Genomic DNA, 25,624 nt, shown 5'->3' on the forward strand with positions numbered 1-25,624 from the left:
CACCGGTATATTCCTGTACTGGTGTATATAAAAAAGAGGCTATCTTAAAAGAAGAGATGGCCTCTTTTTATTTTTATAATTTTTTTGTGAGAGGTGACTTGTCACTTCAGAAAATTTATTTACCTTAAAGCCGTTTAAAGAAACCCATAACCCAGAATAGCCCAGATGCCACACACAAGCACACTGATTTTTAAGAAGCTGTAAGAACACATATTAATGACACTATTGGACCCTACGTTAACTCAGAAGTTAATCTGGTTAGACCAGTTGATTACAGATAGTCCATCCAAGTATAATATAGGTGGCTATGCTTTATTTGAAGGAATGCTTGATCCGTCTGCACTGGAGGCGGCTTTGAAGGCTGTGTTAAGGAGTCAGGAAATATATTCTGCCATCTTTCTGCAGGAGAATAATGTATTGCGATATTATATAAAGAATGCGGCTCAATCATTTTCATTAAGGATAGTTGATATGAGCGAGCGTGCCAATGGTGACCATTTTGCTTTGCAATGGATGGAAGAGGATTTCTCTGTACCATTTGTACTGGAAGATAATTATCTATTTCGCCTGGTGTTGATTAAAGTGAGTGAAAGCAGGTATTACTGCTATGCCAAACTGCATCATCTTATCAGTGATGGGTGGTCATTTAAATTGTTGCTGGACCAGATGGCCGCCGGGTATACAGCTGTTACCGGTGGCGTACAGCCCGATTTTCCACAATATAGTTATACTGATTATGCGTTGGAAGACGCAGCATATTACCAATCAGCAGAATCTGCGGCAGACAGGCAATTCTGGTTGTCAGAATACAGGGCATTGCCTGCGCCGTTATTCCGTAAGAAAAAATTGGGCAATGTACCTGTTCATACGGGAAATGCGATCACCCTGTCTGTCAGCGCTGAAGTAAAGCAGACGTTGCAGGAGATTGCCAGTTCCGGCAGGGCATCTGTTTTCCAGGTACTTGTCAGCCTGCTGTTAATATACCTGGGCCGTACGTGCCGAAGGGAAGAGATATCTCTTGCGTTGCCGGTACTGAACCGTACCAGGAAGGTATACAGAGCAACGGCAGGTGTGTTTATGAATCTTATTTGTCCGCAGTTCCAGGTGGACCTTCAAGCCACTTTCCCGGAGTTGCTGAAGAATGTTAAGCAGAAGATGTATGAGTGTCTGAAGCATCAGCGTTATCAATACGGCAATCTTGTGAAAGATCTTAAACTGCATCAGCAGCATGAAGGGCTGTACCAGGTCAGGGTTTCGTATGAAGATTTTGATTTTGCCCATCAGCTGGGAGATGTGAATGCTACTGCAACGGCCCTTTCCAATCACTATGAGGCTGAGCCGCTGGCTATTTATATAAGAGATTATTACCAGCAGGGATTTGATATCCGGTTTGTATATAATGAAGCATATTTTGATAAGCGTACAGTAGAGGAAATGGCCGGGGGGCTGGAATTCCTGGTTACCCAACTGGACAGGCAGCAGGATAAGCGTGTAGCTGATATGTGGATCATGCCTGAACGTGTGAGAGATGCAGTAATAAGTATGTTGGCCGGAAGCCTGCGCACCTGGGGGTATTCCTCTTTTACGGAGATGTGGCTGGAGGCAGTGAAGCGTTTTCCTGAGCGGACAGCTGTTTCCGGTAATGATGAGAGCCTGACCTATTCAGCGTTGCATTTTCGTGCGCTGGGTATTGCAGAAACGCTCCGTCAGCAGAAGGGGCAGTTGGTGGCATTGCTGTTGCCCAGGACCCCGTTTATGATTGCGGCAATGCTGGGAAGTATGATGGCTGGCCGGGCTTATGTTCCGCTGGACCCGGAGGAGCCGGTGGAGAGAATAAAAGCTATCCTGAAAAGTACAGGGTGCAATACTTTGCTGACAACAGCTGTATTGCTGCCGGAAGGATTGCAGGAAGATACTGAGGTTTTGCTGGCAGAAGACATACCTGTGGTAAAGACTACAGCAGCAATAGCAGAGATAAGACCGGCGCAGGACTGTTATATCATTTATACTTCCGGTTCTAATGGTACTCCGAAAGGAGTGGCTGTTTCCCATGCAGCTATGATCAATTACATATGCAATTTCCAGGACTATTTTACCCCGGGCGCCGGCGATGTTATGCTGCAGATGGCGTCTGTCAACTTTGATATTTCTGTGGAAGAGATCTTTCCCCTGCTGGGTGTGGGAGGAAGGGTGCATATACTGGAAGAGCGCAGGAATATGCAGCAATTGTATGATGTAATACCGCAGGAAGGGATCACTATTATCAGTTCTACTCCGCTTATCATCAGCCAGATAAATACGCATTTAAAAGCAGGGGCATTGCATACTGTTATCAGCGGTGGCGATGTGTTATTGCCTGTTCATATTAATAACCTGCTGGCAGCCGGCATCAGGGTGTTTAATACGTATGGCCCTACGGAGGGTACCGTATGTGTTTCCTATCACCGTGTTAGCGGGCAGGAGGAAATTATACCTATAGGGAGACCTATTGTTAACTGCCAGGTGTATGTGTTGGACAAATGCCGTCAGCTACAGCCAGCGGGCGTTGTGGGAGATATTTATATAGGCGGGGCCTGTCTGGCCAGCGGGTATAAAGATAACCCGGTACTGACGCAGGAAAAATTTGTGGACCATCCTTTTTCTCCTGGTGGAAAGCTGTATCAGACCGGCGACCTGGGATATTATACGGATGATGGTACCCTGTTTTATGAAGGGCGTGATGATGCACAGCTGAAGATAAGAGGCATCAGGGTAGAAGCGGGGGAGATTGCTGCTGTACTTGAACAACATCCGGCCGTCAGTGGTGCGATAGTGATGAAAGACACTTCATTATTACAGGGTGGAGGGCTTGCTGCATTCCTGGTTGCTGACAGCAGCAGTGAAGTATTTCCCGGGGATGAAGCCCTACGTGATTTTGTGCAGCGTTATCTGCCCGCGTATATGGCGCCATATAAATTTATACGCCTGGAGGCGTTCCCTCTTACTGACAGAGGAAAGCCTGATCTGGCTGCGCTCTGTGCATTGCTGAGCAATGTAACGGGGAATAGTATAAAGATAGCTCCTGCAAGCAGGAATGAGCGGTTACTTGAAGATATCTGGAAGGGGTTGTTGGGTGTAAAAGAGGTTAGTGTAACGGATAATTTTTTTGAGCTGGGAGGACATTCGCTCCTGGTGGGAATGCTGGCAAATGCCATCTATGAAAAATGGAATGTTGTAATCAATATGTCAGATATTTTTTCATCGCCAACTATCCGCCAGCTGGCGGGGATGATCACTGATGTGGAAGAGAAGCGTTTTGATTATATAGAATTATGCTGAGTGTATGTGGATATTAAAATTATTGCAATCGAAGCCAGGATTGTTTTATGCCTTTGTTCGTGTAAACGGTTAACCCGTCTTTGTAGCGCGGTATAAAAGCTCTCTTTGCGGGGCTGATACGAGAGTCAATTCAACTGATGAGTAATGAGAAAAATTAATTTGTATTGTTTACCCTTTGCGGGAGGAAACAGGTACTCATACCGGAAGTATGAGCAGGCAGGACTGCCGCATGCAAACATTATTCCACTGGAATACCCCGGTCATGGGGACCGGCTCAGGGAGCCACTGATGAACAACATAAGGGATATAGCAACAGACTTATACAGGACACTGAAAAGCCAGGTCATAGATACCGAGTATGCCATATATGGGCATAGTATGGGAGCTACTGTAGGTTTTGAGCTGATACGCCAGATAATTGGTAACGGCGGGCCTGCCCCTTTACATTTTTTCATTACAGGTACTACGGGCCCGTCTTCACTCAGCCGGAAAGAAAAGAAGTGGTACCTGTTGCCGAGAGAAGATTTCTTTCTTAAGCTTAAAGAGCTGGATGGATTTCCCAGCGGCTTCCTGGATAATGAAGAGCTGCTTGATTTTATAGAGCCGATCATCCGTGCTGATTTTTATGCCGTTGAATCTTATGAGTATGAGAAAGGGCGCAGGTTCGATTTTCCACTCACCGTTATTACCGGTACCGGTGAAAAGATGAAGGAGGACGATATAAGCCTGTGGCAGGAGGAAACGCTTTACCAGGTAGAGTTTAAGAAGATGGAAGGGAAGCATTTTTTCATCTTTGACAATGTGCAGGAGATCCTGAAAACGATAACAGAAAATTTATTCAAATCTTATAAAACGTTCTCTGTATGACAGAAAAAGAAGTATACCTGAAACCCAATGTGGTATTTGAGCCATTGGTAGACAAGTGGTATGCCTGGAGTCATCTTATCTCTCCGGCTACTGCTGCTATGAATATTGTGGGAAGACATCTGAAGATCATCGATTCGTATATCGATGCGCCGGAGGTACATGCTGAGGCGGTCCGTAACCCGAAACTGCTGGGAGGGCCTTTTATGGATATACCGGAAGGCCGTATTGAGGATGTTAAACAACTGAGGGAGGAGACTGTTCGTAAGCGGGCCAATATGCTGGCTTTTGCAGAAGCGGTAAAGCAGCTTGACCAGATGCTGGCTACGGAGGCTAAAGGTTATGGCGTGGAAGAGTTGTATGCTAAAGTGCCGCCGTTGTTAAAGGGGTATGTAGAGCTGCATTATGATCGTAACGGCAATCCCGGTTTCCGGTTTTTTGAGTCGCTGCTTTTTGAAAGCGAGTACTTCGATAAAAGTGCACAGAGCCTGGCGTTGTGGTTGACAGATAATGACCACAGGCCTTTCTGCCTGAGTACGCCCAGGCTGGCAGACAGTAATATACTGCAGCTTGATATTGCCTTTGATAATGCTGCTATAGATGAACTGGCTAAAATGAAGAGGAACCCTAAGCCGCTTTCCTATATACGTGATCTGTTGGGTATTACGCCAAGGCAGGAACCTCTTTTTGAGACCTTTTTTACAGAAGAGCCGCATCCTACATATGATAAATATACAGGCGATAAAATAAGGATGAGGTATTTTGGCCATGCCTGTATTCTTATTGAAACGAAAGATGTGTGCATACTGGCAGATCCGCTGATCAGTTACTATGGCTATCATTCGGATGTGGAGCATTTCTCTGATGCTGACCTGCCGGATGTGATAGATTATGTTATCATTACGCATAACCACCAGGACCATATTCTTTTTGAAACGCTACTGCCGCTCAGGCATAAGATCAGGAATATTGTTGTACCACGTTCCAAAGGCGGTAAGCTGGAAGATCCTGACCTGAAGCTGATGTTCAACAGTATTGGTTTTAATAATATCATTGAGCTGGATGAAATGGAAACAGTGAGGTTTGCCGATGCTACTATCACAGGTATTCCTTTTACAGGAGAGCATAGTGATATGAATATTCTTTCGAAGCTTTGTTTCCTGATACGTATCGGTGAGTTTAAACTTATGTTCATGGCAGATTCCCGCATACTGGAGCCGGGTCTTTATACGCATGTACATGATGTGATAGGCGATGTGGATGTTATTTTCCTGGGTATGGAGTGCCATGGCGCCCCGCTGAGCTGGTTATATGGTCCGCTGCTTACGAAGAAGCTACCGAGAGACCAGGATAACAGCAGAAGGCTTTCGGGGTCTGACTGTTCACGCGGTATGTCTCTCGTTAACATTTTTAACCCGAAGGAAGTGTATGTCTATGCCATGGGACAGGAGCCCTGGATAGAGTTTATTACCAGTACCAAGTATACTGCCGAATCTGATCCTATCATACAATCAGACAGGTTGGTAGTTGAATGTACCGAAAGGGGTATCATTGCCGAGAGGTTGTATGGAGAGAAGGAGTTATTATACGAGAGAGAGGTAGTGTTTTAACCCATTACTGACCGTTACAGGTAGTTAGCCCATTATCTATTATACCCCGTTTTCTAATTCTTCGTTTCATGAACACCCAGATAATTGAAAGCATCCTGGATAAAGCCAGGCAGAATGGTATCAGCTTTTTTATTGAAGAAGACAAGCTCAGGATCAGGATACCCAAAGATGTAAAGATTGAGCCTGAGCTATGGCAGCTGATAGACGAGTGGAAATCTGCAATTAAGTCGTTCCTGCTGTTGCATGGCGGAGATCTGCCCGTATCAAAAGATCATATTCCACATGCGGATATCAGCGGCTCAACGCCGGTGCGTCTTTCTTATGCACAGGAGCGGTTGTGGTTTATTGACAAGCTGCAGGGCAGTGTGCAATATCATATGCCCTGGGTATTCCGGTTGCATGGCACGCCGGACGTTGCTGCCCTGGAAAAAGCATTCAGGGAGATTGTGCGCAGGCATGAGGTATTGCGTACAGTAGTGCTTGAAGAGGATGGTATAGGTTATCAGCGGCTTCTCGGATATGAAGACTGGAAAATGGGGTTTTATGAGGCAGAAGAGGGTAATACTGTTGAAGGATTTATCCGTGAGCAGGTACAGGTCCCTTTTGATCTGCAGAGGGACAGGATGCTGCGTGTGACACTGGTCAGGGAAACGGCGGATAGTTATATACTGTTGCTGGTGGTGCATCATATTGCGTTTGACGGATGGTCTGTATCTATACTGGTAAATGAGCTGCAGGCATTCTACAGGCAGTTTGTGCACCAGGTACCTGCTGTACTGCCGGCGCTGAATATTCAATACGCCGGCTATGCCACGTGGCAAAGGCAGCATCCTGACAACCGGCAGCTGGCATCCAGCCTGGATTTCTGGAAAGACAAGCTCAGCGGACTGGCACCGCTGGAACTGCCGGGAGATTATCCCAGGCCGCCTGTACAGAGTGTGAGGGGAAGTGTTGTTGAATATGTAATAAATAGCCGGTTGAATGAGGCGTTGCAAAAGTTATCCAGAGAGGAAGGCGTTACTTACTTCATGACGCTGCTTACTGCCTTTAAGGTATTGCTGCATCGTTACTCGGGCCAGGCGGATATCTGTATAGGTACTCCTGTGGCGGGACGCAGGCAGAAAGATACGGAGGGGCTGATAGGTTTCTTTGTCAATACGCTGGCATTGCGGAACAGGGTTGATCCGAAAGAAACGTTTCTGCAACTGCTGAAGAGCATAAAGCAAACAACGCTGGAAGCTTTTGATAACCAGGATGCGCCGTTTGAGAAAGTGGTGGAGGTGATTGGCGCAGAAAGGGATATGAGCCGTAACAGTATTTTCCAGATAGTGTTTGCAATGCAGCAGGAGCAGCAGACCGGGATAGATGCGCTGGATGGTATTCCGCTGACCATGCTGCGCACTACAGACATCAGTACCAAATTTGATATGGAGCTGAATGTTACCGTAACCGCCGGAGGGCTGAAACTGGAGCTGGTTTATTGCCGCGACATCTTTAAACAGGAAACGATAGAGCGGATGCTGCGCCACTATGAGAACCTGCTGGAGGTTATTGCAAGGGCAAGACAAACGCAGATAGGAAAGATGGAGATGCTTGCTGCGGAAGAGCGTACGTGGCTGACCGTTACCTGTAATGCAGCGGAGGCGACCTATCCCTCAGATAAAACCCTGATAACACTTTTTGAAGAGCAGGTACAGGCAACGCCCGACAATACAGCCATATCTCATAATGGCAGGACAGTGACATATAAAGAATTAAATGCGCAGGCTAACCGGCTGGCGCATTACCTGCTGGTACATGGTATTCAGAAGGCGCAAGCCATACCGGTATATATGACGCGATCCGTGGAGATGGTAGTGGCCTTCCTTGGAGTGCTGAAAGCGGGGGGAACGTATGTTCCGCTGGAATCAGACCTGCCGGAAGAAAGGGCAGGTTATATCTTTGCAGACACAAATGCAGCGCTGATCATCACTGATGCAGATTATACGGCGAGGGCCGGTGTACAGGTCATTAATATACATGCACACAGGGAGAAGATCGCAGCAGCATTGGCAGAAGATCCTGCCTCTTCTGTGAGCCCTGAAGATCCTGCATACATCATTTATACATCCGGATCTACAGGTAAACCAAAGGGAGTGTTAATTTCTCACCGGAATATTGTACGTCTTCTTAAAACGGATAAACCGCTTTTTGATTTTAGAGAAGCGGATGTGTGGGCCGTATTTCATTCCTTCAGTTTTGATTTCTCTGTATGGGAGCTGTTTAGTCCGCTTTGTTGCGGCGCAACGGCGATCATTATAGATAAGCATATTGCTGTAGATGCTTTTGCTTTCGGAGAGTTGCTGCTTGATAAGCGGGTTACTGTACTGAACCAGACGCCTTCTGCTTTTTATAATCTGCAGGAAGCAATGCTGAAGCAGGCATCACCTCATTATATCAGGTATGTCATTTTTGGCGGAGAGGCGCTGAGCCCGGGTAAGCTGGAGGCATGGCATGAGCAGTATCCGGATTGTGAGCTGATCAACATGTATGGTATTACGGAAGTTACCGTGCATGCTACTTTTAAGAAGGTAGATGCAGCACTGATCAGGGAAAAGATCAGCAACATAGGGCTGCCTATTCCGACAACGCAGTGTTATGTACTGGACAGCTATCAAAGGCCTGTTCCCATAAATGTGACAGGGGAGCTTTGTGTGGGAGGAGATGGAGTGGCCCTGGGTTATCTGAACCAGGAGGCATTGACTGCAGAAAAATTCATTGACAATCCTTTTGCCCCGGGAAAACTGTACAGGTCAGGCGACCTTGCCAGGCGACTTCCCAACGGGGATATAGAATATATTGGCAGGCTTGATGAACAGGTGAAGATAAGGGGGTACAGGATAGAGCCCGGAGAGGTAGAAAATGTTTTACAGGGAGCGCCTGGTGTGGCGCAGGCTATAGTGATCGCAGACAGGGATGATGCCGGTAATACCCGGCTGGTGGCCTATGTGGTAGCCGCGCCGGCATTTGAGCAGGAGGAAGTAAACATATTCCTGCGGCAGCAGTTGCCGGAATACATGTTACCGGCGTTTATTATTACTATTGATCAGCTTCCGCTGACAGTAAACGGTAAGATCGATAAGAAAGCGTTGCCGGTACCGGATGTGACGCGGATAGCACAGGGAGAATATGTTGCTCCGCGTAGCGAGCTGGAACGGAAGCTGGCTGTTATATGGCAGCGTATACTACAGGTGAATAAGGAGATAGGTATTCATGACAATTTCTTTCACCTGGGCGGGCATTCCCTGCTTGTTACCAGGTTGGTATCTGCCATCAGGAAAGAAGCTGATGCGGAGCTTTCTGTAAGAGATATTTTCCTGCATCCCACAATCTCCGGCATCACAACGCTGCTGCAAACCACTGACGCGCGTAGCCTCCTGCCAGATGTAACGCCTCATACCCTGGAGGGCAGGGTGCCCCTGTCATTTGCGCAGGAGCGTCTCTGGTTTATTGATAAGCTTCAGGGCAGTACGCAGTACCATATGCCTTCGGTGTTCCGTTTGCGGGGCACTGTGGACGCTGCTTCCCTGGAGAAGGCATTCAGGGCTATACTGGACCGGCATGAAGTGTTGCGTACGGTGATCAGTGAGGCAGATGGTATAGGATACCAGGAGACCAGGAGCAGTGAAAGCTGGGAGCTGGAAACAGTAACGTATGCTGAACTTCCGGATAATGACTTATTAACTGGCTGGCTGAAAGAGAGGGCCGGAAGGCCTTTTAACCTGTCAGCAGATTACCTGCTGAGGGCTACGCTGTTAACAGGGACAGAGGAACATGTATTGCTGGTGGTTATTCATCATATTGCTGCTGATGGCTGGTCGCTACCTATCCTGATGACGGAGCTGACAGCATTGTACAATGGCTTCCTGTATAACGGGAATGCAGTGCTTCCTGCTTTGCCGGTGCAATATGCCGATTATGCCTGCTGGCAGAGAAAATACCTGGAGGGAGCTGTAATGGCCAGGCAGCTGCAATACTGGAAAGGGAAATTACGGGATGTGAGCCCGGTTAAACTGGACACAGATTATCCGCGGCCGCTGGTGCAAAGCAGAAGGGGGCATATTATTCATCACAACTTTGATGTAACGCTGGGTGAGCGGTTGCTGGCGCTTTCCCGCCAGGAAGGCGTGACACTGTTCATGACCCTGCTTACGGCTTTCAAGATACTCTTATACCGTTATACGCGGAGGACAGATATCTGTATAGGCACCGCGATTGCTGGTCGCCGGCAATCTGTGCTGGAAGGGCTGGCCGGTTTCTTTGTGAACACGCTGACATTGCGTAGTGAAGTAACGGGAGGGGTTTCTTTCCGGGAGCTGTTGCGGCAGGTAGAGGCTATCACCCTGGAAGCTTACGAAAACCAGGATGCGCCGTTTGAAAAGGTAGTGGAGGCCATTGCCGGCAAAAGGGAGGCAGATGCCAACCCGTTGTTCAATATCATGTTTGCATTGCAGAATACGCCTGATATACCGGCAACTGCAATGGATGGTGTGCTATTAACGGGCGCTCCGCTGGAAGATGATACAGCGGTATTTGATTTTGTATTTGATCTTAAGGAGACGGCGACAGGTCTTACGCTGAAATTCAGGTATTGTGCAGACCTTTTTGAGGCGGGTACTATTGAGCGTTTTATCCGTCATTATAGTCAGCTGCTGGAAGCTGTGGTGGCAAACCCGGATATACAGGCAGATAAGGTATTGTTTGCGACAGTTGACGAGCAGGCAATGCTGCGTGCACAGCACGTTACAATTCCTGCTGTTACATCCATTCACGCATCATTCAAAGCCGCTGTTCTTAACTGGCCGGATAATGTTGCTGTAGCTTACGGTGATAGTAGTTTTACCTACCGGGAGCTGGATGAAAAGACCAGTCAACTGGCTGACTACCTGTTGCAAAAGGGTGTTGGCAGGGAGGAAATGATACCGGTGTATATTGACCGTTCAGCAGATCTTATTGTCAGCATTATTGCTATCCTGAAAGCTGGCGCTGTGTATGTACCGGTGGATACTGACAATCCGCAGGAGCGCACAGCATACATACTTCGTGATACGAATGCCCGGTTTGTGATCTGTAACACGGAGAGTATACGTCTTTCCGGTATTGCAGCAGAGCAGGGTATAACGGTGATCAATATCGGTGATGAACGGGAGCAGATAGCCCAATGCTCAGTAACAGCCCCGGATGCAGATATAATACCTTCTGCGTTGGCTTATGTGATGTATACTTCGGGATCGACAGGGCAGCCTAAAGGTGTGATGGTGACTCATGGTAACGTGGTGAGCCTTGTGAAGGGAACTACTTTTGTGAATTTCCAGCCGGGAGATGTATTACTTTCTACCGGTGCACCTTCTTTTGATGCCACTACATTTGAATACTGGGGCATGCTGCTGCATGGTGGTAAACTGATCTTTGCGGCACGTGATGTGCTGCTGGAAAATGAATTGCTGAAGGCGCTTATCAGTGGTCAGCAGGTTAACAGGATCTGGTTTACTGCCAGCTGGTTCAATCAGCTGGTGGACTGGGACATTTCTATTTTCCGGAACCTGCAGACGGTTGTAGCCGGTGGCGAAAAGTTATCTGAAGATCATGTAATGAGATTACAGGGGGAATATCCCCATCTGCAGATCATTAACGGGTATGGGCCAACGGAGAACACTACCTTCTCTCTTACCTACCAGATCATACCGGGCAGGCATACGAATATTATTCCTATCGGAAAGCCGCTTGAGGGGCGGACGGCCTATGTGCTGGGAACTGAAGGGGAATTGCTGCCTGCCGGTATACCGGGTGAATTATATGTGGGTGGCGCCGGTGTGGCCAGGGGATACCTGAATGACGCTGCTCTTACTGCGAGGAAGTTTATTCCGGACCATATCAGTTTACAAGAGGGAGCGCGGCTGTATAAAACGGGTGATATGGCGCGCCTGCTGCCTGATGGCAATATTGTTTACATGGGCAGGATTGATGACCAGGTGAAGATCAGGGGGTACCGTATAGAGCCTGGTGAAGTGGAAATGATACTGGCGGAGAGCAATATGGTAGCTGCATGCAGTGTGGTGGCGAAAACTGATGGGGGAGGAATGCCAAGGCTGATCGCATATTTTGTACCTGACCCCGCAGTGGTAAAGTTAACAGGGAAAGAGTTGTACCTGAAGCATGTAGAAAGCTGGAACGAACTTTATGAAACTGAATATGCGCAGTCAGATAATACAGCATTAGCTGATCCTGCATTTAATATTACCGGCTGGAATGACAGCTTTACCGGTAAGCCTATTCCGGCCCCGCAGATGCGCGAGTGGCTGGAGGATATCAGGACGCTGGTCCTGTCACACAAGCCGGAACGCGTACTGGAAATAGGCACTGGTACAGGGCTTGTTTATTATGCTATTGCTCCGTTTATCCGCCAATATACAGGTACTGATTTTTCCGGTGTTGTAATTAACCAGGTGAGGACGCATATCGCTCAACAGCCGGACGCTTATCCGGATACTACCTTGCAGGTATGTGCAGCGCATGAAGTAACGTTGCCGGAGCATAGTGATATAGATACAATTATCCTCAATTCTATTGTACAATATTTTCCCGGGCAGGAGTACCTGACCACTGTAATAGGAAACAGTATACAGCTGATCAGTGGACAAGGGCGTATCATTATAGGCGACGTTCGTGACAACCGGTTGCTGAAATTATTCAAGGCCCGGTTATTACTGGATAAGGCGCCGGGGCATCTTTCCCTGAAAGACTTTCAATGGACCCTTGACCAGGAAGTATTGATGGAAGAAGAGCTTTGTTTCTCCCCGGATTATTTTTACCAGCTCAGGGAATTATTCCCTGAGATCACGCATGTGGATATACGCTGGAAAAAAGGGGACGCTGAAAATGAATTAAACCTTTACCGTTATACCGTAGTGCTTCACGTCAGGGAAGAGCGGCAACTTATACGACTGGAGTGGATACCATGGGAGCAGCTTCCGGAAAACCCATTGCAGGGTGAGATGGTAGCAATAAAAGGCGTTCCTGCGTTCCGTCTGTGGCGTGAGAGATTGCTTGATGCCGGGTTGAAAAAGAATAATATGGCTGTTGCGGCAGACCTGAAGGAATTGTTTGCGGCAGGGAATGATGATACTGTTGCTGTAAAGGACCTGCTGAAGGCAGCTGTTGCCGGTGGTTATGACTACCGGTTGATGCCGGATAAAGATCCGCTAAAAGTGAACCTGCTTTTTTACAGGCAGGAGCCAAATGGTTTTGTGGAACAGTTATACGGTGCGCCTTCTGCAGCGGCTACTGCCAATGTGCCGTTGTTCAGAGAGATCAGTATACTGTTTCAACGGAAGATAAGGGAGGAGATGCTGATGAAGTTACCGGACTATATGGTGCCGGTTGCATTTCATGCTATACAGCAGTTGCCGCTTACCGCCAATGGGAAAACGGACCGCCGTTTCCTTATGGCGCAGGAAGAAGCATCGATAGCAGAGAAAGATAACTACCAGCCTCCGGTTACTGTTACAGAGCGTAATCTTGCCGCTATATGGCAGGAACTGCTTGGCAGCAGGCGGATAGGTGTTCATGATAATTTCTTTGAGCTGGGAGGGCATTCGTTGCTGGCTACGAGGGTGATATCTGCTATTCGCCGGAAGATGGATACTGAGATCAGGGTAAAAGACCTGTTCCTGGCGCCTACCATTGCATTGCTGGCCCGGAAGATAGATAGTGCCGGCCGTTTGTCGCCATTACCGCCAATAATACCTGAACCGGCTGAAGGTTACATACCGTTGTCTTATGCACAGGAGCGTTTGTGGTTAATTGACAAACTGCAGGGATCTGTGGCTTATCATATGCCATGGGTATTCCGTTTGCATGGGGCGGTGGATGTGGATGCGCTGAACAATACTTTCCGCGAGATCATCCGCCGGCATGAGGCGTTGCGTACGGTGCTGAAGGACAACAACGGGATACCCTACCAGCAGGTTATCAGCCATGAGGACTGGAAGCTGCAATATATGCCGGGGCTTTATTTTGATTCAGAGGCATCGCAGGAAGCTTACCTGCAGGAATTGGTCACGGCACCTTTTAATCTTTCAGAGGACTATATGATACGGGTGTCCCTGCTGCGGATGTCGGAGCAGGAACACAAGCTGATAGTAGTGCTTCATCATATTGCGTTTGATGGATGGTCTCTCTCTGTGATGGTGCGGGAGCTTGTTGCGTTGTACCGTGCTTTTCACCGGCATATACCTCTTCAGTTGCCTGCACCTGCGATACAATACCGTGACTATGCCCTCTGGCAGCATAAGTACCTGCGGGGAGCGGTGATGGAGGAACAGCTGGCTTACTGGAAGAAACGCCTGAGTGGGCTGACGTCTGTATACCTGCCATCTGATTTTCCGAGAATGGCTATACAGAGCGTGCGTGGTAAGACGATCTATTTCCATATAGGTCAGGAACTGGGTGAGGCGTTACAGGCATTATCGCACGAAGAAAATGCGACCCTGTTCATGACAATGCTGGCAGCATTTAAAGTATTGCTGTACCGGTATACCGGTCAGCAGGATATTGGGGTAGGTGTTGCCATTGCCAACCGTACGCAGGAAGAAACGGAATCGCTGATAGGATTCTTTGTCAACGCGCTGATATTAAGAAGCCAGATAGACGGCGCTCTTCCATTCAGTGATTTCCTGCAGCAGGTAAAGGAAACGACCCTGGAGGGGTATGATAACCAGGACCTGCCTTTTGAGAAGATAGTGGAAACATTATCCGGCAAAAGAGATGTTGTGGGGAACCCGCTTATCCAGGTAATGTTTGTATTGCAGAATACACCGGATGTACCTGAGCTGGAGCTGGACAATATTGTATTGTCCGGCGAGCTGGCAGAAGATAATACTTCCAAGTTTGACCTCACCTTTGACCTCCGGCCACAAAAAGATGGTATTGAGTTCAGGGTGGAATATTGCTCAGACCTGTTTACCGATAGTACGATCCGCCATCTGTTCAGGCATTATGTGAACCTTTTGCGGGGACTGGTAGCTGACAGGCAGGCGGCAATAGCTGCGTTACCGTTGTTAGACCGGCAGGAAGAAGAGCACCTGTTACTGGAGGTTAATAACACATATAAAGCGTTACCTGAAGTTGACAGTGTGACCGCTTTATTTGAAGAGCAGGTAAAACTGGCGCCGGGTAATACGGCCATTATTGATGCAGCAGAGCGCCTGAGTTACCAGGAGCTGAATGAACGTGCAAACCGGCTGGCAAATTATCTGCGCACAGCCGGTGTGCAGGAAGGCGCATTGATGCCTGTATGTATGGAGCGGGGTGCAGACCTGATCGTTGCCATACTGGCAACGTGGAAGGCGGGCGCTGCCTATGTGCCGGTTGATCCGCAGTTCCCGTTATCACGTATCTCCTGGATGCTGGAAGATATTGCTGCACCGGTAATGCTGTGTGGCGCTGGTTTCAGTTTGCCGGCAGAGGTAAGTAAAATAGTGAAGCTGATCATACCCGGTCAGCTGAGCGCAGCAATAGCCGCACAGCCGGCTACAACACCAGCCATTACAATGAAGGCCGGCAGACCGGCATATGTGATCTATACTTCCGGTTCTACGGGCAGGCCCAAGGGAGTGATAGTGTCACACTACAACCTGCTCAATTACCTGCAAAGCTGCGTACACCGTTATATGAACAGCGGAGCTACAGGGGCCGCAACGGCTTTATACCTGCCGTTCACTTTTGATGCCGCTGTAACGTCTATATTCCTGCCGTTGATAAGCGGACGATTGCTGGTGATCCCGGAGCCTGGTATTACAGATATATTCAGATCGCAGGTATTCCGGGATAATGCGCCTTATGACTTTCTTAAAATGACACCTGCGCATCTGCAGCTGTTAAGGGAAATTCCTTCACAGGCATTTACCGGCAGATTTGTTATTGGCGGAGAAGCGCTCAATACGGGACATATTGATTTTCTGCTTCGCGGAGGCAATGTGGAAATTATTAATGAATACGGCCCTACGGAAGCAACAGTAGGATGTAGTATTTATACGCTGACAACAAGGGATGCTGCTGCTGACGTGCTGACCGTTGTACCTATTGGTAAACCGCTGGATAACGTTACCCTGTATATTCTTGATGGGGCAGGGCAACTGACACCAACAGGAGTGCCGGGTGAGCTGTATATAGGCGGAGCAGGAGTAGCGGTTGGTTACCTGAATAATACTCAATTAACAGCAGAGAGATTTATTGAGGGCCATCCGGGTAAAGCGCCCGGAGCCAGGTTGTACAGGACCGGCGATATTGTGAAGAGATTGCCGGATGGCAACATAGTATACCTGGGCCGGGCTGATGAGCAGGTGAAGATAAGAGGTTACCGTGTGGAACCGGGTGAGGTAGAGAATATTCTCAACGATAGTCCTGATGTTATTGCCGCCTGTGTTGTGGCGAAGAAAGACGCTTCGGACATGAACAGGCTGATAGCTTACCTGGTCCCGGACAGTGCAGCTTTGCGTGCAAGGGAGCAGGAGATGGCTATTGGACAGGTAGAAAGCTGGAAGGAGCTTTATGAATCAGCGTATGGTAAATCGACCGCTTCTGAAGCAGATGCGGAATTTGATATTACGGGATGGGCCGACAGTTTTACCGGTGGGGCAATACCTGCCATACAGATGCGTGAGTGGCTGGATGATATTACGCAGGTGATAAGGGAAACCAATCCGCGTAATGTGCTGGAGATAGCTACAGGCATGGGACTTATTTACTATGCCCTGGCCTCTCATATTCATCAGTATACCGGTTTTGACATATCTTCTGTGGCTATAAACCGTATAAGGCAGCATATTGACAAGCAGCTCAGAACTTACCCTGATACCAGGTTGTTTGTGGGGGCTGCGCATGAAGTCAGGTTGCCGGAAGAAAGCAACATAGATACGATCATCCTGAATTCTGTGATACAGTATTTCCCATCTGCTGAATATCTCAGTACAGTAATTGATAACTGTATTGGCTTACTGCCGGGAGCAGGGAGGATCATTATAGGCGATGTGCGGGACCTGAGGTTGCTGAAAGTGTTCAAGGCCCGCCTTATGCTTGAGAAAATGCAGGGAGGTGTAAGCCGGAAGGAATTTGAATGGATGCTTGAAAGGGAGATGATGAATGAGGAGGAGCTTTGTATTGCGCCGGACTATTTCTATGATCTGCAAAGGATATACCCGCGGATCAGGCATGTGGATATCCGCTTGAAGCAGGGCGAAGCGGAAAATGAACTGACCCTTTACCGTTATACGGTGATACTCGATGTGGACGGAGATCAACCAGAAGAAGAGGTACAATGGATGGAGTGGCAGGAGGGACAGACACGTTTATTCACAGATGATATTGTTGGTATTAAAGGAGCGCCTGCCTTCCGCCTGTACAAAGAAAGTGCGCTATCAGCAGGGCTGAATGACCCGGGTATTAACACTGTGCATGAACTTAGGGAATATATAAACAGGGAAGATAAGGCGGCTGCAAAAGTAAGGCGTATCCTGGAAACGGCCTCCCTGCTGGGATATGAATACAGGTTAATACCGAATGAAGATCCGCTGAAAGTGGATGTACTACTGTCAAAAGTACCGTTGAAGGGTTTTGTAAAAGAGCCTTACCGTATTGGGGAACGATCAGCAGTAAGTAATATACCGTTGTTCAGAGAGATCAGCCTGTTGTTGCAGAAGGAGCTGCGTGAATATGCGCAGCAACGGTTACCGGAATATATGGTGCCGGGGCTTTTCCATGTTCTGCCTTTCCTGCCGCTTACTGCGAATGGTAAGGTAGACCGTGCCCTGTTGTTAACCCAGGAAGATATACCGGTGGCGGCGCCCAGGGTACAGCATGTGGTGGTGAGCAATACGGGACAGACTATTATGGAAATATGGCAGGAGCTGCTTGAAACAGCGCATATAGGGCCGGATGATGATTTCTTTGAGCTGGGAGGGCATTCGTTGTTAGGTGTGAGAGTGATAGCAGCTATCAGGAAACGGTTGAAAGTGGAATTGAGTCTGCAGGACCTGTTTGTACATACGACCATCTCCCGTCTTACTGCGTTCATTGAGAGCAGTGAACAGCCGCTCAGTGTTCATACTATTACAGTGCAACCCAGAAAGGGAGATCTGCCCCTGTCTTTTGCACAGGAAAGGCTTTGGTTCATAGACCGTCTGCAGGGCAGTGTGCAGTACCAGATACCATGGGTGTTGCGTCTTACCGGGAAGCCCGATAGAGCTGCGTTGACAGCTGCTTTTGTTGAAATAGTAAGGCGGCATGAAGTGTTGCGTACGCTGATCAGGGAAAAGGATGGAGTGGGGTATCAGTACCTGGCGCCTGCGGAAGAGTGGGAGATGCCTTGTAAGGACATCAGTGCTATAGGTGGCGCCGGTGCATTGCAGGAATATATTGCTGCCTGGATAGAGCGTCCTTTTGACCTGTCTGCCAACATGATGTTGCGTGCAGAGTTGATACGCCTGTCTGACGAGGAGCATGTGTTGCTGGTGATGATACACCATATTGCCTTTGACGGATGGTCTGTATCTGTGCTGGTAAAAGAACTGGCGGAGCTGTACAGGGCTGGTCATGCGGGACGTAAGCCGGTATTGCCGGCTATGGTGTTGCAATATGCTGATTATGCCATCTGGCAGCGGAGCTATATGCAGGGGGAGGTGCTCAATAATAAACTTGCTTACTGGAAAGAGCAACTGAGGGATGTGGCGCCTATCAATCTGCCGCTGGACTTCAGGCGTTCCGCCCGTCAGAGTATAAAGGGCCACCTGATATCGGGCGTATTGAGCCGGGAATTACGTGATGAGCTGCTGAAGCTGAGTCATGGAGAAGGCACTACCCTGTTTATGACGTTGCTGACGGCCTTTAAGGTATTATTGTACCGTTATACCGGTCAGCAGGACATCTGTGTGGGCACAGCATCTGCAGGGCGCCAGTATAAAGAGATAGAAGGGCTGATAGGGTTCTTCATCAATACTATTGCTTTGCGCAGTGAGGTGACTGGCAATATTTCCTTCAGGGAACTGTTGCAGCAGGTAAAACAAACAACGCTGAAGGCATATGAGCATCAGGATGTGCCGTTTGAAAAGGTAGTTGATGCGCTTGGTGTGGAACGTGATATGAGCAGGAATGCTGTGTACCAGGTACAGTTCCTGATGCAGAACACTCCTGAAGTTGAACAATTCAGGCTGGACGACCTGGAGGTTGCGGCCGACTATCATGAAATTACTACTTCCCGGTTTGATCTTAATTTCAGTCTTACGGAAATTGAGGAGGGCATTCATATAAACATTGTGTATTGTGCAGACCTCTTTCTGCCGGAAACGATACATCGCCTGCTGGCGCATTATGAAAACCTGCTATGGGCGGCAGTGCGTAATACCAGTTCTCCGGTAGGGCAATTATCAATGCTTGCGCAGGAGGAAGTACAGCAGTTGCTGGTTGAGTTCAACAACAGTGCTGTGCCCCAGCCACATCGTAAAACGCTGGTGCACCTGTTTGAAGAGCAGGCAGTCCGTACACCGGATAATACTGCTTTGGTATTCGAAGATACAACGCTGACTTACCGTGAGCTGGATAGAATAACAAACCAGCTGGCCAATTACCTGCGTGATCGTGGTATAGGTAATGAAAAATTGGTGCCGATCTGTTTTGACCGTTCACTGGAGATGGTGGTGGCCATTATAGGGATACTCAAGGCCGGGGCGGCTTATGTACCGATAGATCCGGAATATCCGCAGGAGAGGATAGCCTACATGCTGGAAGATACCGGCGCCACGCTGGCATTGAGTACGCAGCAGCGCAGTGGTTTGCTGGCAGGGAAAGGGAAGCTGGATACTATAACGGAGATAGATATACTTTCTCCTGTTATTGCCGGGCAGCCGGAGCGCCCGGTGACGAATGAGCTGGAGGATACTGACCTGATGTATATTATTTATACTTCCGGTTCTACGGGCAAACCTAAGGGTGTGTTACTGGAGCATAGGTCGCTCGTGAACTTTGTGTTGCATCAGTCGCGCGAGTTCAACATCCTCGAAGACGACCGTATTTTACAGTTCTACAGTTACTGTTTTGACCCTTCTGTAGAGCAGATATTCCTGCCGCTTATTAACGGCGCTTCCTGTGTGTTGATACCCGATGCTACCCGGAGAGATGAGGACCTGTTTGAAGCTTTCCTGACAAAGCAGCGGATCACTCATTTGCAGGCTACGCCGGGATTCCTGAATAACCTGAGAGCCGATAGTTATGGCGGGCTAAGAAGGGTTATTGCCGGTGGGGAGATATGCAGCATAGGGTTGTTTGAAAAATGGAAGCACCTTGTAAAATTCTATAACAAATACGGTCCGACGGAAACGGCTATTACCGCAACGGAGTTCCCGTGTCCGCCGGATATAAACACAGCAACGGCCACCTCTATACCTATTGGCCGGCCGGTTTCCAATACGCGGCTTTATGTACTTGATGAGAACGGGGGGCTTGTGCCGGTAGGTGTAAGCGGGGAGTTGTATGTTGGCGGTATTCAGCTGGCAAGGGGATACCTTCACTTGCCGGAGCTGACGAGGGAGAAGTTCATTGCAGATCCGTTCCTGGAGGAGCCGGATGCGCGTGTTTACAGGACGGGTGACCGTGTACGCTGGCTGCCGGATGGAAATGTGGAATATATAGGCAGGATGGACGATCAGCTGAAGATCCGCGGTTTCCGGGTTGAGCCGGGAGAGGTGGAAAGCGTGCTGCGTAAAGCACCCGCCGTACTGGCCGCTGTAGTGATGGGCAATGAAGATAAGACAGGTGTAAAACGTTTGGTAGCATACATAGTACCGGCAGAAGGATATAGCCGGGAGCTGGTTAAAGAATATGTGCAGGCACAGTTACCTGATTACATGGTGCCGGGTATTTTCATGGAGCTGGAAAAGATGCCGTTCACCACAACTGGTAAAGTTGATAAGAATGCCCTGCCGGAGCCGGACAGCTCCGGGCTGACGGCCGACACATATATTGCTCCACGAACTCCGCTTGAGAAGGGCCTGGCAGCCATATGGGAAGAGCTGCTGGAAATAGAACGTATAGGAATACACGATAACTTTTTTGAGCTGGGAGGGCATTCACTGCTTGCTACCCGTGTGGTATCTGTGATCAGGAAAAGATTGCAGGAAGAGCTGAGCGTGAACGATTTCTTTACCCACACAACCATAGCCACACTGGCAGCACACCTGGAAACAAATGAAAAGAAAGCATTGCTGCCAGCTATAAGGGTACAGCCGAGAACGGAATATATTCCTCTTTCTTTTGCACAGGAAAGGCTGTGGTTCATTGATAAGCTGCAGGGCAGTGTACAATACCATATGCCGTGGGTATTCAGTTTGCAGGGTGAGCTGGATACCCGGTTCATTGAAGCTGCTTTCAGGGAAATTGTAAGACGGCATGAGGTACTGAGAACTGTTATACTGGATAACAATGGTATAGGTTACCAGGCCGTGATGCCGGCGGAAGACTGGAATATGACCATCATTGATGAAGCTGTGGTGTTGCAGCAATGGACCAGTATTGCCGAATATTTCTCCGCAGAAATACTGCAACCTTATGATCTTTCTGCTGATATGATACTGAAGGTATACCTGGTGAAGAGAAGTGCTACGGAGCACGTTCTACTGACCATGGTGCATCATATAGCATTTGACGGCTGGTCTGTGTCCATACTGGTGAAGGAGCTGACGGAGCTGTATAATTCATTTAAGACCAAACGGCCTGCGCGACTGGTTTCCAGGTCTCTGCAATATGCAGATTATGCGATATGGCAGCGGACTTACCTGGAGGGCGATGTGTTGAACAGCAAACTGGCCTACTGGAAGCAACAGCTGAAAGATGTAACTCCGCTGGAGTTGCCGGCAGACTACAGAAGATCCTCCCGTCAGAGTATACGTGGCAGTAAAATATCTAAAGTGCTGGACCGCAGTCTGAAGGAGCAGCTGTTGTCTGTAAGCCAGAAAGAGGGAGTGACACTCTTCATGACCATGCTGGCAGCATTTAAGGTGTTGTTGTACCGTTATACCGGTCAGCAGGATATCTGTGTGGGAACGGCTATTGCCGGACGGCAGCAGCAGGAGCTGGAGAGCCTTATGGGCTTCTTTGTCAATACGCTTGCCCTGCGTTCTGACATAAATGGTGCAAGCTCCTTCAGAGAGTTACTGCAACAGGTGAAGCAGACCACGCTGGATGCTTATGAGCACCAGGAAGTGCCGTTCGAGAAAGTGGTGGAAGCATTGGGCATTGAAAGGAACCTGAGCAGGAATGCGGTATTCCAGGTACTGTTCACATTGCAGAACATGCCGGGTACAGGCCGGATAGAGCTGGAAGGAGTGACGCTGATACAGGAAGATAATGAAACGCTGACATCCAGGTTTGACATAGACATGAGCATAACAGAATTTGAAGATGGTATACATGTTGGCATTGCTTATTGTTCTGACCTGTTTGAGCAAAGTACTATAGAAAAGCTGTTTGCAAATTACCGGCAGTTGCTGGCAGCAATAGCAGCTGCCCCTGAAACCCCGGTATATGCGCTTGATATGCTGGATGCAGCAGAGAAGGATAAACTGTTGCAGCTGTTTAACAGAACGGAGACAGCATATGAGGCTGATAAGACGGTGACAGACCTGTTTGAGGGCAGGGTAGAGCAGCATCCGGAACGGGTTGCACTGGTTTTTGAAGAGACCACTCTTACCTACAGGCAATTGAATGAAGAGGTGAACCAGCTGGCGCATTACCTGCGTAGTCTTGGTGTGGGTTGTGATGACCCGGTGCCGTTATGTGTGGGAAGATCGCCAGAAATGGTTATAAGTGTTCTGGCAATACTGAAGGCCGGTGGCGCTTATGTACCACTGGACCCTGCTTATCCGCCTGAGCGTATTGCCTATATGGTGAAGGACAGCGGGGCCCGTGTGGTGATCTGCAGTGAAGAATATCGGCAACTGGTAGACGGTATTGGTGAAGAGGCAGTTATCGTAAACCTGGAATCTCACAGGGCGCTTATCCACGAACAGCCATCTGTTAACCCGGTAAGGACCAGCGGGCCTGAACACCTGGTTTATATCATCTATACATCTGGTTCTACCGGTCAGCCTAAAGGTGTAGCCCTGGAGCATGCAGCACTGGCTAACCTGATGTATTGGCATGAAGAGCAGGTTAGCAGGCCTGGTGTCAAGAATGTGCTGCAGTTTGCCAGCCTGAACTTTGATGTAAGCTCCAACGAGATATTTTCAGCGCTTTGTTTCGGTGATACCATCTGTCTTATAAGGGAAGCTGTGAGGCATGACATGAAAGCTTTGCTGGAGGCGGTGAATACTTACCGTATACAGCATTTATTCATACCATATGTGGTACTGAAGAACTTTGCGGGGTATGCTACAACGGAATCTGTTTATCCGCAGCACCTGGAAGTGATATTTACAGCAGGTGAGCAACTGAGGCTGAGTGATGATATAGGTGAACTGATGTTGAGAAGTGATGCCAGGCTGCTGAATTATTATGGTCCGTCGGAAACGCATGTAGTAACATCTTACGAAGTAACGGAAGAGGATTATAGAGCCCGGCCTTTGCCTCCTATTGGTAAGCCTATCAGTAACAGCACCTGTTATATATTAGGTGCGCAGAGAGAGCTTTGCGCTACCGGTGTAGCAGGAGAACTATTTATTGGCGGTATACAACTGGCACGTGGTTACTGGAACCGGGAAAGTCTGACAGCGGAGCGGTTCTTTGTGCACCGGTTTGATGATGGTACTGTTGCACGTTTGTATGCAACGGGAGATATTGCCCGCTGGCTGCCTGATGGCAATATAGAGTTCCTGGGCCGCCGTGATGACCAGGTGAAGATCAGGGGTAACAGGGTAGAGCTGGGAGAGGTGGAAAGTGTATTGCAGACCTGTGATTATGTGCAGCAATGTGCGGTACTGGCAGGGCAGGATACCATGGGGAACCGTCGTTTGCAGGCTTATATAGTACCTGCTGGTGCCTTTAACAGGGATAGTATTGTTAGCTGGCTGAAAGACCGTTTGCCTGTCTATATGATCCCGGATATAATGGTGGAGTTAACGGCTTTGCCGCTTACTGCAAACGGGAAGACTGACAGGAAGCAATTACTGGGTTTAGCTATAGCCAATGTAAGCCAGGTGGCTTATGCGCCCCCCGGAAACCTTGCAGAAGAGCAACTGGTAGCTGTGTGGCAGGATATATTGGGTCTTGAGAAGATAGGTGTACAGGACAATTTCTTTGAGCTGGGCGGTAATTCTATTATCACTATACAGGTAGTAAGCCGCTATCGCCGGCTTGGGCATGATATCCTGGTCAGTGATCTGTTCACCTACCAGACCATAGCCCGTATAGTGCAGGCTATAAAAGACAGAGCGCATACGGCAGATACATTGGAGGACCAGCAGCAGCAAGCGGGAAAATGTGAGCTTACCGCCACGCAGAAATGGATAGTGGCGGCATATAGAAACCAGCTGCCGTTGTACGCTGTACCATTATTATTATCTGTTCATAAGCGGATATCTGCAGAACGGCTGAGCAGCGCTATTCAGCAATTAGCACAGCATCATGACAGTCTGCGTTTTATTTACAGCAGGGATGAGGCTGGAAATGTAGAACAGTTCTATGCCGATGAAATTTCTCCTCTCATACTGGCGGAGGGTTACCCTGACCAGGCACAGCAACTGTTATTCCGTGAAACGGGAGCTGGTGTTGTAACGGCTGTTAAAGCAGCATTGTTCCGGACGCCGGACCATGACCTGTACAACAGGTTGTTGCTGGCTGCTCATCCGCTGGCTATGGACACTGTTTCCTGGAAGATATTACTGGAAGACCTGCAGGCGTTGCTGGGCAGTGACGAGGCTGTATTGCCAATGAAAACAGCTTCTTACCGCCGCTGGCAGAAGACGCTGGCCGGATATGCCCCTGAAGAGCGGGAGGTGGCAGCGGTGAGCCGATCTGAAGGTAATGGTGAGCAAGGACAATGTACCATTGGACTTAGCGCGGAGCTAACACATGCACTGCTTGAAGAGACAGGTATGGTATATAATACGGTAACTGAAGATATGCTGGTGGCAGCTTTAGCTGCTGCAATAGCAGAAGGGGAGCAAGAGCCTCAGGTAATAGGTGTGCTGCGTTCTGTAAGAACGGATGTGCTGACGGGTGTTGATATCAGTCGCTCGCCGGGGCAGCACACAGCTGTGTTCCCTGTACAACTGCGGAATATTACCTTATCCCAGCCCGGTGTAATGATAAAAAGCGTAAAAGAGCAGTTACGCCATGTGGCCGGCAATGTAGCCTGTTTTATGCCTGCGTCATATAAGGCATGCGGAGGGATATTGTTTAATGCAGATCAGACAGGAGAGCATCCGCTTAATGGCAACGGGTGGCTGACAATTGCACCGGAATATAAAGGCAGGGTCAGTTATCCACCGGTAAATGCGCCGCTTAGTGTAAGCTATGGAGTCAGCTCAGGTAAACTTTCGGTCACTTTCGATTACTCTGCCCCGGATTATAATGAAACCATTATAGGAAAGCTGGCAGAGAATTACAGGAAAGCATTGGAGCTGCTGATAGCGCATTGCCTGCATCAGAAAGCATTGGGCATAAGAGAGCTTACACCTGCTGATTATGGCCTTTCAAATGAAATAAGCTACCAGGAGCTGGAAAGTTTCCTTAATGAGAAGGATGCGGCTTCCGGCAACCAGGACCATGATGATATAATGATTTTTTAACCCACTCAAAAGTCCAGT

Annotated in this window: 4 protein-coding genes; all 4 read left to right on the top strand. The window is 48.6% G+C overall.

All coding sequences use genetic code 11. The annotated features are described in order from the left end of the window. The first annotated feature begins 216 nt into the window (after positions 1–216). Complete coding sequence (locus tag GO493_RS09130; protein WP_157305839.1) at positions 217–3,318, top strand: non-ribosomal peptide synthetase; 3,102 nt, start codon at positions 217–219, stop codon at positions 3,316–3,318. A gap of 144 nt (positions 3,319–3,462) precedes the next feature. Further along, on the top strand, positions 3,463–4,185 hold the full coding sequence (locus tag GO493_RS09135; RefSeq protein ID WP_157305840.1) for a thioesterase II family protein: 723 nt from the start codon (positions 3,463–3,465) through the stop codon (positions 4,183–4,185). Then, the gene (locus GO493_RS09140) at positions 4,182–5,792 is read left to right on the top strand and encodes an MBL fold metallo-hydrolase (RefSeq protein WP_157305841.1); all 1,611 of its coding nucleotides are present in this window, start codon (positions 4,182–4,184) and stop codon (positions 5,790–5,792) included. The genes GO493_RS09135 and GO493_RS09140 overlap by 4 nt, the downstream gene beginning before the upstream one ends. Positions 5,793–5,860: 68 nt before the next feature. Beyond that, positions 5,861–25,606 (top strand): non-ribosomal peptide synthase/polyketide synthase, encoded by a 19,746-nt coding sequence (locus GO493_RS09145; RefSeq protein WP_157305842.1) that lies wholly within the window; start codon positions 5,861–5,863, stop codon positions 25,604–25,606. Positions 25,607–25,624: the final 18 nt, after the last annotated feature.

This window comes from Chitinophaga tropicalis, assembly GCF_009758205.1.
Classification (GTDB): Bacteria; Bacteroidota; Bacteroidia; order Chitinophagales; family Chitinophagaceae; genus Chitinophaga; species Chitinophaga tropicalis.

Coding starts and splice junctions, on each gene's coding strand:
- GO493_RS09145 (WP_157305842.1), top strand. CDS start 5,861: ATGAACACCCAGATAATTGAAAGCATCCTGGATAAAGCCAGGCAGAAT.
- GO493_RS09130 (WP_157305839.1), top strand. CDS start 217: ATGACACTATTGGACCCTACGTTAACTCAGAAGTTAATCTGGTTAGAC.
- GO493_RS09135 (WP_157305840.1), top strand. CDS start 3,463: ATGAGAAAAATTAATTTGTATTGTTTACCCTTTGCGGGAGGAAACAGG.
- GO493_RS09140 (WP_157305841.1), top strand. CDS start 4,182: ATGACAGAAAAAGAAGTATACCTGAAACCCAATGTGGTATTTGAGCCA.